The sequence below is a fragment of the Luteibacter sp. ME-Dv--P-043b genome, assembly GCF_030209605.1.
GTDB lineage: Bacteria > Pseudomonadota > Gammaproteobacteria > Xanthomonadales > Rhodanobacteraceae > Luteibacter.
The window spans coordinates 139,401-152,336 of sequence record NZ_JARVRT010000001.1 but is presented as its reverse complement, the minus strand read 5'-3'; the positions used below and the strand labels follow the sequence as shown (position 1 = coordinate 152,336).

The following is a 12,936-nucleotide window of genomic DNA, read 5'->3' as shown; positions in this document are numbered from 1 at the left end:
AGACTTGCCGGGTCGGGCGATTACCACCTGGGGTGGGGTCGCCGCACCCGTTTTTCGATCTGGATCAGCATGCAAGTTCTGGTGAGCAACGACGACGGCGTGGAGGCTCCGGGTATCCGGATTCTCGCCGGACGTCTGGGCGAGTTCGGCACGGTGACCGTGGTCGCCCCGGACCGCGACCGGTCGGGGGCGAGCAATTCGCTCACCCTCGATGCGCCCATCCGTGCGCAGCGCATGGACAACGGCTTCTATCGCGTGGCCGGTACGCCCACCGACTGCGTGCATCTCGCCTTGTCCGGCCTGCTCGAGCACACCACCGACATCGTCGTGTCGGGCATCAACAACGTCGCCAACCTGGGCGACGACGTCATCTATTCCGGTACGGTCTCGGCGGCGATGGAAGGCCGGTTCCTCGGCCTGCCGGCCATCGCGGTCTCGCTGGTCACGGGCGAGGGCACGGGCCGTCACTTCGATTCGGCCGCCAGCGCCGTGATCATGCTGATGCAGCGCCTGGTCGTCGATCCCCTGCCGGCCGACACCATCCTCAACGTCAATGTGCCCGACCTTCCGTGGGACGCGATACGCGGTTTCGAGGTCACCCGCCTGGGGCGCCGTCATCGCGCCGCGCCGGCCATTCGCACTGAAGACCCGCGCGGTCGCCCCCTGTGGTGGATCGGCCCGCCGGGCGAGATCGACGACGCCGGCCCCGGTACGGATTTCGACGCGGTGCGCCGTGGCTATGTGTCGGTCACGCCGATCCACACCGACCTCACGCGCTTCCAGGCGCTGGAAAAAGTCAGCAGCTGGATGCTGGCGCTTTCCTCGGCGATGGACAGCGAGGAGGCCGCCTGACATGGTGAACCTGCACGCTCTTCCAGCCTCGGCCCTGCGCGGCGAAGGCATGACTTCCCAGCGCGCACGGGATCGCCTCGTCACCAAGCTGGTCGAGGAAGGCATTCGCGACGAGCGCGTGCTGGAGGTCATCCGCCAGCTGCCACGTCATCATTTCATCGACCAGGCGCTGCATTCGCGCGCCTACGAGAACACCGCGCTGCCGATCGGCCACGGCCAGACCATCTCGCAGCCGTGGATCGTCGCCCGCATGACCGAGGCGCTGATCGAGCGCGAGGTACCCGGGCGTGTCCTCGAGATCGGCACCGGCTCCGGCTACCAGGCCGCCGTGCTCGCGGGCATCGTGCCCACGGTGTACACCGTGGAGCGCATCGAGGAACTGCTGCGCCAGGCGCGCCGCCGTTTCCGCCAGCTGGGCATCGAGAACCTCCGCTCCCGTCACGACGACGGCAAGCTGGGCTGGGAATCCGACGCACCGTTCGACGCCATAATCCTTACCGCCGCGGGCGACCGCGTGCCGACCAAACTGCTCGACCAGCTGCGGCCGGGTGGGGTGCTGGTGGCTCCCGTGGGCGGCCCGAGCCAGCAGTTGCTGGTGCGGCTGCGCAAGGGCGACGACGGCACGGTGGTCCGCGAGGAACTGGGGCCCGTGAGTTTCGTGCCGCTGCTCGGCGGCATCGGCTGATGCCGTCACACCACAAGGGAAACCGCTGAATGCGGATGTTTTCGTCGCTTTACGAACGCGCCATCGTCTGGGCGCGCCATCGTCACGCCGTTCGCTACCTGGCGGGCCTGTCCTTCGTCGAGGCTTTCATCTTCCCGGTGATGCCCGAGGTGATGCTGGCGCCGATGATGCTGGCGGAACCGCGCAAGGCGTTTCGCTACGCGAACTGGAGCCTGCTGTTCTCGCTGCTCGGTTCGCTGGTCGGCTACATGCTGGGACATTTCGCCTTCGAGGCGCTGAAGCCGCTGCTCGATTCGATGCACCTGCTGGCGCCGATCATGCGCGGCGTGGAAAACCTGCAGAAGGACATGGCGTCGCATTCGTTCGGCCTCTACATCGTCCTGGCGATGGCCGCGCTGCAGCCCGTGGTGCCGATGAAGTTCGTCACCTGGGCGTCGGGCATCGTCGGCGTGCCGCTGCTGCCGTTCCTGGTCTGCATGCTGGTCGGGCGCGGCAAGCGTGTCTGGCTGCTGGCCCTGCTCATCCGTATCTTCGGCGAGCGTGCCGAAAAGATGCTCCGTAAACACATCGAGTGGATAGGCTGGGCTGTTATCGTGGCCGTCGTCCTCCTGGCCTTGTGGTGGTTCCTGCTGCGATGAACGACCGAGAAAGGAAATCCGCGATGTCCATGCTCCGTCCGCTGGCCCCGGCCGTCGTGCTCGGCGTGGCCGTGGTCCTTTCCGCCTGCACGCCCACCAGTTCCGTCGTGGTAACGCGTGCACCAGGCAGCTATACCTCGTCGTCGTCGAACGCTCCGTCGCCGCCGCCCCCGCCCGGCGGCAGCTACCGGGTGGTGAAGGGCGACACGCTCTACAGCATCGCTTTCCGTAACAAGGTCGATTTCCGCGACCTGGCCGGCTGGAACAACATCGCCTCGCCGTTCACCATCTGGCCGGGACAGGACCTACGCCTGTCGCCGCCGGGCCATGACGGCGGCAAGCCGGCACCGGCCCATGCCACGGCACCGGTGATCGCCGCGGTACCGACGCCTGCCGGTCATCCGGCCCATGTGGCGCCGCCCACCGGTACGCCGGTGGCCTCCGCGCCACCTGCCGCGTTGCCTCCCGGTACGGTGTCGCCCGCTACCGCGCCGCCCCTCCCACCGGTGGGCGCCGCGGCCGCCACGGCAGCGTCTTCCGTGCCGGCCCCCGCGACCACGACCAACACCCCGGTCGTCGTCGCTGGCAAGCCGGCCGAGTCGGTCGTGCCGCCCCCGACCGCCCCGGCCACCGCGCCGGCACCGGTGGAAAACCCGCCGGCCGCCACGCCCATCGTCGCCAGCGGCGCCACCCGCAGTGCCGGCGGCATCAACTGGCGCTGGCCGGCCGACGGCACGCTGATCAAGAAGTTCGCCTCGGGCGACGCCATTCCCGGTATCGAAGTCGCCGGCAAGGCCGGCGACCCCGTGCGCGCCGCCGCCGATGGCGTGGTCGTCTACAGCGGCAACGGCCTGGTCGGCTACGGCGAGCTGGTCATCATCAAGCACAGCGACAGCTTCCTCTCTGCCTACGGCCACAACCGCAAGCGACTGGTCAAGGAAGGCGAAAAGGTGAAAGCCGGCCAGTCCGTGGCCGAGATGGGTTCATCCGGCGCCACGCGCGACGAACTGCAATTCCAGATTCGCCGCGACGGTAACCCCGTCGACCCCCTGCAATACCTGCCGCAGAAATAATCCCCGCGCCACGCGCACCCGAATCCAACGGCGGTTGTAGGAGCGCACGATGTGCGCGATCAGGGCATGCCGGGGTGGTCGGGCAATGCGGGCGGGGGTAGGGGGGGGGGCGCGTCGCCGCTTCGTTGGCTTTTCGCGAACATCGTGCGCTCCTACGGGCGGCATTAGGCGGCCGCGCGGCGTTAGGAGGCGTGTTTTAGGGTGCGGGTTTCGAAGGCCTGGAGATGGGCGTAGGCCACCTCAAGCATGGGCGCGGCCAGACCCGCCTCGCGTGCCCGCCGCAGCATGTCGCCGACCAGATGATCCGCTTCGACGCGTTGGCCCGACTCGAGGTCGCGCAGCATCGAGGCGGTGACGGGCGAGCCTTCCTGCGTGAAGGTTTTCCACGCTACCGAGCGCGCGGCATCGGGTACCGGATGGCCGGCGTCGCGCGCTACCGCCAGGCATTCCTCGTACAGGCGACCCATCAGCTCGCCGCCGTCGTTCGTGGCGAGGATGTCGCCGACGGCGGCGCGAAACAGGCATGTGGCGCCGGCGAGGGTGGTGATGAAGGTGAACTTGGCCCAGAGGGCGCGCTGGATATCGCTTGCGTGGACATGATCCACACCCGCCGCGGCAAAGGCCTGCGCGATGGCCGCGCAACGGCCGTCGTGCGGCTGGCCGTCGCGTTCGCCAAAGGTCACCGAAGCGCCGCTGCCCAGGTGGAGGATATCGCCCTCGGGGCCCTTGGTCGCGCTGATGAAGCACAGGCCGCCCAGGACCTGGTCCGGCCCGAAGCGGCTGTCCAGCGCCGGGTAGTGCGCGAGCCCGTTGAGGATCGGCAGGATGACCCTCCGTTCGCCGACCGCGGGATCGATGGCTTCGATCGCCGAGTGCAGGTCGTAGGCCTTGCAGGAAACCAGCACCACGTCGAAGGCGCCGGCGTCGCCGACGGTCGCGGCCGTGGTGGTTCGCACGGCCAGCGTGGCGTCGCCGAAAGGACTCCGAATGGTCAGCCCCCGAGCGGCCAGCGCAGCTTCCCGCTCGGGGCGGACCAGGAAGGTGACATCCGCACCGGACTGGGCCAGGCGGCCCCCGAAGTAGCCGCCGGTCCCGCCAGCGCCGAGGACCAGCCAGCGCATGGGATCAGCCCGCCGGAAGGATGAAGGCGGCCAGGACCTTGCGACCCTCGCCGGCCAGCAGGCTGTAGGTGCGCGCGGCGGAGCCGTTGGTCATCGCCTCCACGCCGATGCCCTTCTTCAGCAGGCCGGCCATGAAGGCGGCCGGCGGAAACACCTGGCGCTCGCCGGTGCCCAGCAGCACCAGTTCCGGGGACAGGGCCACGAACGTCGCAACATCGTCTGCGGAAAGCTGGCTGGCATCGGTGATAGCCCAGTTCTCCACCACCTGCTCGGGAGTCAGCAGCAGGCTGCGGTGGAAATCCCGATCGACGATGGTGACCGTATCGGCGCCCACGCGGCGGACGAAGAGATACTCACCCGGGTGTTCGAACGACAGGTCCATGCTGGTTTACCGGGGCAGGGCGAGCTTCGGGTCCTGCTCGTTTCGACGGAACAGGACGACGATGTGGCCGATTTCCTGGACGTTCTCGGCACCGGTCTGGCCGGACAGGAAGGCGATCTGGGCCTGGCGCTCGTCCTTGTCGCCGCCGGAAAGCTTGACCTTGACCAGCTCGTGGATATCCAGGGCCTGGGCCAGTTCCTTCGCCACGGCCTCGGTCGCGCCCTTGTTACCGAGCAGGATGACCGGTCGGAGATCGTGGGCGAGACTGCGGAGGTAGCGGCGCTGTGTAGGGGAAAGCGACATTGCGTTCAGGTTCGATGTGCGGCGGACAGGTGGCAAAGGGTATCATGCAAGGCCTGCTCCTTATTAAGTATCCGGTCGAAAGCCCATGGCACGCAGCAAGACCAGCTCCCGTTGGCTGAAAGAGCACTTCGACGATCCCTACGTCAAGAAGGCTCAGGCCGAGGGTGCCCGCTCGCGCGCCATCTACAAGCTCGAGGAACTGATCGAGCGCGACCGCCTGATCAAGCCGGGCATGACCGTGGTCGACCTCGGGGCAGCCCCCGGCGGCTGGTCGCAGCTGGCCCGCCAGCGCATGGGCGACACCGGCAAGGTGATCGCCTTGGACATCCTGCCCATGGCCAGCCTGGCCGGCGTGGATTTCATGCAGGGCGATTTCCGTGAGGAAACGGTACTTCGCGAACTGGAAACCATGCTCGAAGGTCATAAGGTCGATCTTGTCCTCTCCGACATGGCCCCCAATATGTCCGGTGTGGCACTGGCCGACCAGATCCGCGCGATGGACCTGTGCGACCTGGCCCGGCAGTTCAGTCTCGACTGGCTCAAGCCGGGAGGGTCGTTCCTGGTGAAGCTGTTCCAGGGCGTGGGATTCGACGAGTACCTCAAGACCTTGCGCGCTGACTTCAGTCGCGTGACGATGCGTAAACCGAAAGCCTCCCGCGCTCGTTCGCCGGAGGTGTATGCACTGGCGACCGGGCTCAAATCCGCGTCCCGGCAACCAGGCGAGAACCGCGCATGAATGAGATGGCAAAAAATCTGTTGCTCTGGCTGATCATCGCGGTGGTCCTCCTGACCGTGTTCCAGACCTTCAACCCGCACAGTGGTTCGTCGCAGGACATGTCCTACACGACCTTCGCCCAGCAGGTGGATAACGGGAACGTCGCCAGCGGCACGATCACCTCCACGGCGCCGCCCACCATCACGGGCAAGCTGAAGGACGGCGGGGCGTACCGCACGGTGGTCCCCGTGGTCGGCCTTTCCTCCAGCGATCTGGTCAAGCAGATGCGCGACAAGGGCGTCGAGCTTCGCCAGGAGCCCGCCGACAACGGCTTCTCGCTGCTCGGCCTGGTCTTCAACTGGCTGCCCATCATCATCTTCGTGGCCGTGCTTATCTGGTTCATGCGCCAGATGCAGGCCGGCTCCGGCGGTCGCGGTGCCATGAGCTTCGGGCGTTCGCGCGCCAAGCTGCAGGGCGAAGACCAGGTCAAGGTCAACTTCAACGACGTCGCGGGCTGCGACGAGGCGAAGGAGGAAGTCGGTGAACTGGTCGAGTTCCTGCGCGACCCCGGCAAGTTCCAGAAACTCGGCGGCAAGATCCCCCGCGGCGTGCTGATGGTCGGTCCTCCGGGTACCGGCAAAACGCTGCTGGCCAAGGCGATCGCCGGCGAAGCCAAGGTGCCGTTCTTCTCGATCTCCGGTTCGGATTTCGTCGAGATGTTCGTGGGCGTCGGCGCCAGCCGCGTCCGTGACATGTTCGAGCAGGCCAAGAAGCACGCCCCCTGCATCATCTTCATCGACGAGATCGACGCCGTCGGCCGCCATCGTGGCGCCGGCATGGGTGGCGGTCACGACGAGCGCGAGCAGACCCTCAACCAGCTGCTGGTCGAGATGGACGGCTTCGAGGGTACCGAAGGCATCATCGTCATCGCCGCCACCAACCGTCCCGACGTGCTCGATCCCGCGCTGCTGCGTCCGGGTCGCTTCGACCGCCAGGTGGTCGTCGGCCTGCCCGACGTCAAGGGTCGCGAGCAGATCCTCAAGGTGCACATGCGCAAGGTGCCCACGGCCACCGACGTGGAGGCCATGGTCATCGCGCGCGGCACGCCCGGTTTCTCCGGTGCGGACCTTGCCAACCTCGTCAACGAGGCCGCGTTGTTCGCTGCCCGCGAGAACGCCCGCGAAGTGCGCATGAGCCACCTGGATCGTGCCCGCGACAAGATCCTCATGGGTGCCGAGCGCCGCTCGATGGCCATGAACGACGAGGAAAAGAAGCTCACCGCCTATCACGAGGCCGGCCACGCCATCATTGGTCGCCTGGTGCCCGAGCACGATCCCGTCTACAAGGTCACCATCATCCCGCGCGGCCGTGCGCTCGGCGTCACCATGTACCTGCCCGAGGGCGACCGGTACAGCCTGAACAAGGTGGCGATCGAATCGCAGCTGTGCTCGCTGTACGGCGGTCGCGTGGCGGAGGAGGTGATCTTCGGCCATGACAAGATCACCACCGGCGCGTCCAATGACATCGAGCGCGCCACGAAGATGGCACGCAACATGGCGACCAAGTGGGGCCTGTCCGACGAGCTGGGTCCGGTCATGTACGGCGAGGAAGAAGACGAGGTCTTCATCGGTCGCTCGGTGACGCAGCACAAGAGCGTCTCCAACGAGACCGCGCGCAAGATCGACGAAGTGGTGCGCACCATCCTCGATCGCGCCTACGCGCGCAGCAAGGAGCTGCTCACGACCAACATCGACAAGCTGCACATCATGGCCGAGGCCTTGTTGCTGTACGAAACCATCGATGCGCGACAGATCGACGACATCATGAACGGTCGCGAGCCGGGTCCTCCGGCCGACTGGCAGAAGCCGGGCTCCACGCCCCCGCCGCCTCCGCCGCGCGGTGACGCCGGTGCGGCGCCGGACAAGGTCGGCAATCCCGCTACACAGATCTGATCGAAGAAGGCGGCCTCCGGGCCGCCTTCGCGTATCGGAGGTCGGGCCGGCGCCTTGATTTGGCATGCGGGCGAGGGCGCATTCGGACGACTAATTGAACGTTGCGTTATCCGGTTACGAAAAAAGTTTCAGAAAAGTGTTGACGCACAGCCTCGATATCTGAATAATTCCGCTTCTCGGCACGGCGCTAACGACTCCCAACGTTATCGCCGGGGTCAACGTTTCAAAGTGTGCGCCCGTAGCTCAGTTGGATAGAGTACCAGGCTACGAACTTGGTGGTCGGGAGTTCGAATCTCTCCGGGCGCACCATCTTTAAGCAGAAAGCCGACGCGTCAGCGCGACGGTAGCGATAGTTGAAAGTGTGGTGTGTTCATACGGATTGACGGGCTTGAGTTAGACCCGTAACATTTGAAGGCTTCAACCCGGTATATGGGGCTGTCGCTTAGAAGTTCGGGGTATAGCTCAGTCTGGTAGAGCGCCAGCTTTGGGAGCTGGATGTCGGGGGTTCGAATCCCTCTGCCCCGACCAATGGCGTTCTACGTACAGTGCCTGCGCCTGTAGCTCAACCGGATAGAGCATCGGCCTTCTAAGCCGACGGTTGCAGGTTCGATTCCTGTCGGGCGCGCCAGAACGTGTTTTATGGTGGGCGTAGCTCAGCTGGTTAGAGTACCGGATTGTGATTCCGGATGTCGTGGGTTCGAGTCCCATCGTCCACCCCACTTACAACGTGGTTTGCGAGTTTAAAACGGGCCGTTAGCTCAGTTGGTAGAGCAGTTGACTCTTAATCAATTGGTCGTAAGTTCGAATCTTACACGGCCCACCAATTTGAATCAGGCACTTAGAGCAATCTAGGTGCCTTTTTTTATGGTCTTGCTTCATCAGTCGCTCGCGAACTTCCGGGCCAGACAGGATGCCCGATGCCCGTGTTCCAACGATCCTCGTCACACCGTTCCCGCTTTGCGTTGCCCGCCTGGCTGCTGGCCGTCGCCGTCGCCCTCTACATCCTGCTGGTGCTCAACCGCAGTCTCTGGGCGGAAGTGCATGAAGCGCTGTCCGCATCGCGAGGCGCGGTCGGGTTCGGCGCGCTGGGGGTGGCCGTCTATTGCCGCCTGATCGGCAATCTTGCCCTGACCATCGCGCTGGTGACCTGGCCGCGCATCGGTAAGCCGCTGCTGGCGCTGCTGATCGTCGTCTCCGCGGCCAGCGCCTACTACGCGCAGACCTTCGGCGTGCGCCTCAACGAAGAAATCATCCAGAGCATCTTCGAGACGCAGCGCGCCGAAGCCATGGCGATGATCACCCCCGGCTCGGTGGGCTGGATCGCCCTGTTCGGCGTGCTGCCTGCAGTGCTCGTCCTCGTCGTGCCGCTGCGCTTTGCCCGCTGGCAGCGAGATCTCGGCTGGCGAGCCATCGTCATGTGCGTCGCTGCCGCGCTACTGCTCGTGCCGCCCCTGCTGGTCGGTCGCACGTACGTCTACTTCGAGCGCAACCACCGCACGCTGTACGAGGTATTCAACCCGTACGCGGCGCTCAGCGGCACGTTCCACTACCTGCAGCGTGACGTGTTCCGCCGCAAGACCACCATGACGCCGATCGGCACCGACGCCACGTTGGCACCGAACGCCGCGATGGCAGCGCGCAAGCGGATCGTCGTGCTGGTGGTGGGGGAGACCGCGCGCGCCGAGAACCAGTCGTTGCAGGGTTACGCACGCGACACCAATCCCGAGATGAGGCGCGCGGGCGTGACGTACTTCACCGATGCATGGTCGTGTGGCACGGCCACCACCGTGTCGGTGCCCTGCATGTTCTCGAACATGACGCGGGAGAAGTTCGACAAGCCCGTGGCCAAGGCGCACTGGAACGTGTTGGACGTGCTGCAGCATGCCGGTGTGGATGTGTTCTGGCGCGACAACGACGAGGGCTGCAAGGACGTGTGCCTGCGGGTGCCCAACGACGACGTCACCAACGACAAGGTAGCCGGGCTGTGCAACGCCGACGGCTGCCTCGACGAGGTGCTGTTGGCCGACCTGCCGGCGCGCCTGGCACATACGCGTTCGCCGGCGCTGCTGGTGCTGCACATCAAGGGCAGCCACGGGCCGGCGTACTTCCAGCGCTATCCCGCCGCGTTCAACGTGTTCAAGCCCGGATGCGATACCGCGGAGGTGCAGACATGCACCTATGCGCAGACGGTGGCCAGCTACGACAACACCATCCTCTACACCGACCACATCCTGGGTCGCGTGGTGGATGCACTGAAGGCGGCGCCCGAGGTCGATAGCGTCATGATGTACCTGTCCGATCACGGCGAGTCGCTGGGCGAGAACGACGTCTACCTGCACGGCGCCGATTGGGACACCGCACCCAGTCAGCAGAAGCATATCCCGATGCTGATGTGGTTCTCGCCGGGGTGGGTGCGCGATGCCGGCGTCCGCATGGCATGCCTGGACCAGCGACGCGTACAGCCGTCGAGCCAGGACAACCTGTTCCATACCCTGCTGGGTTTCTTCGACACCCGCACGAGCGTGTATGTGCCTGCGCTCGATCTGCTGGCCGGCTGTCGCGGCTGACCCGTGCCGATGGGCCCGATTCACGCCATCTTCGTGACACCGCCAGGCCCTGTCGCCCGTCCATGATTCGACCACGTTGACCGCCAGGTCGCACGGCGTGCGGGCGGATGCGGTCGGGCTTCATCATCAGGGGGTTCGCATGAAACGTTGGATCGTGGTTTTTCTTCTGTCGCTCCTGCCGGCGGTGACGCCTGCGGCCGAGCCGGTCTGGCAACCCGCGCGTGGTCTCACGCAGATGCCGCTGTGGCCGGACGCACCACCGTCATCGCCTGCGCCCCCGGGTCCGGAATACGTGTCTACGGGCAGCGATCTCATCGGTGGCAAGACGGTCACGGCGATCCATAACGTCTCGATACCGACGATCACGGTCTATCCGCCCTCGGCACCAGGCAACGGCACGGCCGTACTGGTGATTCCCGGCGGCGGGTTCTCGATCCTGGCCATGGACCTGGAAGGTACCGAAGTATGCGACTGGCTCGTGAAGCGGGGCGTCACCTGCGTGCTGCTGAAATACCGCATCCCTAGTGCACCCTACGACTGGACCTGCGACTGCCGCCCGCATAACTTCGCGCTGTCGGTGCCGTCCTACCAGGACACGCAGCGGGCGATGCGGCTGATCCGTTCGCACGCCACGGCCTGGCATGTCGATGCAGGCAAGGTCGGCGTACTGGGGTTTTCGGCGGGTGGTTTTCTGGTCGCCGAGGCAAGTACGAATTTCCGGCGCCGGGTCTATCGTGCTGTCGATGAGGCCGACACGCTCAGCGCGCGACCGGACTTCGCTGTGGGCATCTATCCGGGGCACCTGACCGCCGACCGGGTCACGCTCAATCCCACGGTACGTGTGCCGAAGGATGCGCCGCCCACGTTCCTTCTCCAGGCGGAGGACGATCATGTGGACGGGGTGGATCAGGTGTTGGTGTACTACCGGGCGCTCAAGGAGGCAGGCGTGCAGGCGGAGCTGCATGTCTACCCGCTCGGTGGTCATGCGTTCGGGCTGCGACCGACGGCCGAGCCGATTACACGGTGGCCCGCCCTGGTCGACACGTGGATGGAAAGCATCGGGATGCTTCCGTCTTCAGGAAAATGACCCTTTGGGGGAGTGACCTTGCGTAGGTCATGGGGTCCAGGCGTCCGGACGATGTCGCGTTGCCAATCGTCTGGTGGACCTCGGCCCGGCGGCACCCTAGAATGGCGCCGCGGGCGAGAGTGGCGGAATTGGTAGACGCACCAGATTTAGGTTCTGACGGCCTTGGTCGTGGGGGTTCGAGTCCCCCCTCTCGCACCAGTCCACATCCAACAAGATCATAGAGTTAGCGCTTGTTGACTCGTCAAGTAAATGATCTTCTGCGCGTGTTTTGTCCTTGGATGGTCAAACGGATTGGATTCAACACGCAGCACTTGCCGCTTGGCGAAGCCGATGAACACTCTGTGCCGCGCTCGATAGCTGCTTCGTCTGCAAGTGCGTGTAGATGTCAGTGGTAGCGATGGAGCTGTGTCCCAGCCATTCCTTGACGATCTTCAGGTCGACGCCGCTCTCCAGAAGGCGGCTCGCACAGGTGTGGCGGAGCGAGTGGATGACGCAGTCGCGGTGCTTGATGCCGGCAGCGACGCGGGCACGGGACCAGATGTCCTGCGCGCGGCGGTCGTCCAGGTCTTTGAAGGGGCCTTCGGGTACCCCCTTGCACGCCTTCAGCGCTTCGGCGCACGTCTCGGTCATCGGCACGCTTCGCTGACGCCCGGTCTTGAGGTCTTCGTGGCGGAACAGTTCGATCATTCCGCCCCTCTCGCCTCGCGGGAAGTCCAGTTCGGTCCACAGGAGTCCCAGGGCCTCGCTGAGGCGCATGCCTGACTCCACGAGTACCACGAACAGGAGGTGGTGCCGGTGCGCATCCAGCTTGCGCGGGTGGCCTCCCTGAGCGTCTGGACGTGCCTTGTCGAGGTCGAGCACGGCTTGGAAGATGGCTCGTTCGTCAGCGGCGTCCATGAAGTAGCCTCGACCCTTGCGCTTCTTCACGCTCTTCACCTTCGGGAAGGCGTTGGGAGCGTCCGGCCAGTGATCCTCCAGCGCTACGTTGAACATGCGCCGGAGGCAGGCCAGGTGGTTGTTGACGGTCGCACCCGAGAGGGTTTGACCAGGTCGGTTGGCGCCAGGCAGCGGCTTCGCCATGAGCCCGTTCGTGAGCTTCTGCACCGCGTGGTAGTCGATGGAGGCGAGCGGCGTGTCCCCGCCTAGAATCTCCTCGATGGCCCGGCAGTTCCGAGCGTACTCGGCGTGTGCCTTGATGCCCTGCCACACCGTGGGGGACTTCAGGCACCGATCGAAGGCTTCCTTCAGGGTGAGGCCACCCTCGGCGCGGATCGCCGCCTTGTGGCGGTTCGTACCTCCGCCTGTAACGAGCGCGACCACGTCAGCTTGGGTCATCAGGGGATTGCGATGGAGCGCCTCGATGATCTCGGACTCCTTACGCAGCGCGAGGGTCTTGTCGCGGGTTCCCGAAGAGACCACCACGCGGCGGCCGGCAACCTGGACGCGGATCATGTAGTAGCGACGGTCGGCCTCGCCGGGCTTCAGCGTGCCTTTGAGAGTTACGGGCATGTGTGGTCTCCAGAAAAGAAAAACCCGCCTCTAGGGCGGGTTTAAGGTTGAA

The 12,936-nt window shown here is 65.4% G+C and carries 12 protein-coding genes and 6 tRNA genes; 14 read left to right on the top strand and 4 right to left on the bottom strand.

Annotated elements, in window-relative coordinates; translation table 11 throughout:
• The first annotated feature begins 69 nt into the window (after nt 1-69).
• Genes surE through QRN34_RS00855 form a run of 4 tightly spaced genes read left to right on the top strand, consistent with a single transcriptional unit; the run spans nt 70 to nt 3,248 of the window.
• Nucleotides 70-852, top strand: coding sequence for a 5'/3'-nucleotidase SurE (surE, locus tag QRN34_RS00870; protein ID WP_285401147.1), 783 nt, complete (start codon nt 70-72; stop codon nt 850-852).
• Nucleotide 853: 1 nt separating this feature from the next.
• The gene (locus tag QRN34_RS00865) at nt 854-1,537 is read left to right on the top strand and encodes a protein-L-isoaspartate(D-aspartate) O-methyltransferase (protein WP_285401145.1); all 684 of its coding nucleotides are present in this window, start codon (nt 854-856) and stop codon (nt 1,535-1,537) included.
• Between the two features lie 29 nt (nt 1,538-1,566).
• Nucleotides 1,567-2,175, top strand: a complete 609-nt coding sequence (locus QRN34_RS00860; protein WP_285401143.1) for a DedA family protein — start codon at nt 1,567-1,569, stop codon at nt 2,173-2,175.
• Between the two features lie 23 nt (nt 2,176-2,198).
• On the top strand, nt 2,199-3,248 hold the full coding sequence (locus tag QRN34_RS00855) for a peptidoglycan DD-metalloendopeptidase family protein (protein ID WP_285401141.1): 1,050 nt from the start codon (nt 2,199-2,201) through the stop codon (nt 3,246-3,248).
• Nucleotides 3,249-3,430: 182 nt separating this feature from the next.
• Here QRN34_RS00855 and panE read toward each other — a convergent pair whose 3' ends face one another.
• The 3 genes from panE to QRN34_RS00840 are packed head-to-tail and all read right to left on the bottom strand — an operon-like array spanning nt 3,431 to nt 5,054.
• Nucleotides 3,431-4,369, bottom strand: coding sequence for a 2-dehydropantoate 2-reductase (panE, locus tag QRN34_RS00850; protein WP_285401139.1), 939 nt, complete (start codon nt 4,367-4,369; stop codon nt 3,431-3,433).
• Between the two features lie 4 nt (nt 4,370-4,373).
• The gene (locus QRN34_RS00845) at nt 4,374-4,751 is read right to left on the bottom strand and encodes an Mth938-like domain-containing protein (RefSeq protein WP_285401137.1); all 378 of its coding nucleotides are present in this window, start codon (nt 4,749-4,751) and stop codon (nt 4,374-4,376) included.
• A 6-nt stretch (nt 4,752-4,757) separates the two neighbouring features.
• Nucleotides 4,758-5,054, bottom strand: coding sequence for a YhbY family RNA-binding protein (locus QRN34_RS00840; RefSeq protein WP_036112039.1), 297 nt, complete (start codon nt 5,052-5,054; stop codon nt 4,758-4,760).
• Between the two features lie 85 nt (nt 5,055-5,139).
• On the opposite strand from QRN34_RS00840, the gene rlmE reads away from it, so the two are divergent.
• From rlmE to QRN34_RS00790, 10 genes are all read left to right on the top strand, one after another.
• Nucleotides 5,140-5,790: a 23S rRNA (uridine(2552)-2'-O)-methyltransferase RlmE gene (gene rlmE / locus QRN34_RS00835; protein WP_285401134.1), complete on the top strand. Its 651-nt coding sequence runs from the start codon at nt 5,140-5,142 to the stop codon at nt 5,788-5,790.
• A complete protein-coding gene (ftsH, locus tag QRN34_RS00830) occupies nt 5,787-7,721 on the top strand; it encodes an ATP-dependent zinc metalloprotease FtsH (protein ID WP_285401132.1) in 1,935 nt (644 codons plus the stop codon). The genes rlmE and ftsH overlap by 4 nt, the downstream gene beginning before the upstream one ends.
• A gap of 232 nt (nt 7,722-7,953) precedes the next feature.
• Nucleotides 7,954-8,030, top strand: a tRNA-Arg gene (locus QRN34_RS00825).
• 142 nt (nt 8,031-8,172) lie between these two features.
• Nucleotides 8,173-8,249: transfer RNA gene (locus QRN34_RS00820), tRNA-Pro, on the top strand.
• A 23-nt stretch (nt 8,250-8,272) separates the two neighbouring features.
• Nucleotides 8,273-8,349: transfer RNA gene (locus tag QRN34_RS00815), tRNA-Arg, on the top strand.
• A 14-nt stretch (nt 8,350-8,363) separates the two neighbouring features.
• Nucleotides 8,364-8,440, top strand: a tRNA-His gene (locus tag QRN34_RS00810).
• Between the two features lie 28 nt (nt 8,441-8,468).
• Nucleotides 8,469-8,544 (top strand) — tRNA-Lys (locus QRN34_RS00805).
• A 94-nt stretch (nt 8,545-8,638) separates the two neighbouring features.
• Nucleotides 8,639-10,288, top strand: coding sequence for a phosphoethanolamine--lipid A transferase (locus QRN34_RS00800; RefSeq protein ID WP_285401130.1), 1,650 nt, complete (start codon nt 8,639-8,641; stop codon nt 10,286-10,288).
• 139 nt (nt 10,289-10,427) lie between these two features.
• Nucleotides 10,428-11,375 (top strand): alpha/beta hydrolase, encoded by a 948-nt coding sequence (locus tag QRN34_RS00795; RefSeq protein WP_285401128.1) that lies wholly within the window; start codon nt 10,428-10,430, stop codon nt 11,373-11,375.
• Between the two features lie 113 nt (nt 11,376-11,488).
• Nucleotides 11,489-11,573: transfer RNA gene (locus QRN34_RS00790), tRNA-Leu, on the top strand.
• Nucleotides 11,574-11,672: 99 nt separating this feature from the next.
• On the opposite strand, the gene QRN34_RS00785 is transcribed toward QRN34_RS00790, so the two are convergent.
• Nucleotides 11,673-12,884 carry a site-specific integrase gene (locus QRN34_RS00785; protein WP_285401125.1) on the bottom strand — a complete coding sequence of 404 codons (1,212 nt, stop codon included), beginning with the start codon at nt 12,882-12,884 and terminating at the stop codon, nt 11,673-11,675.
• Nucleotides 12,885-12,936 lie beyond the last annotated feature (52 nt).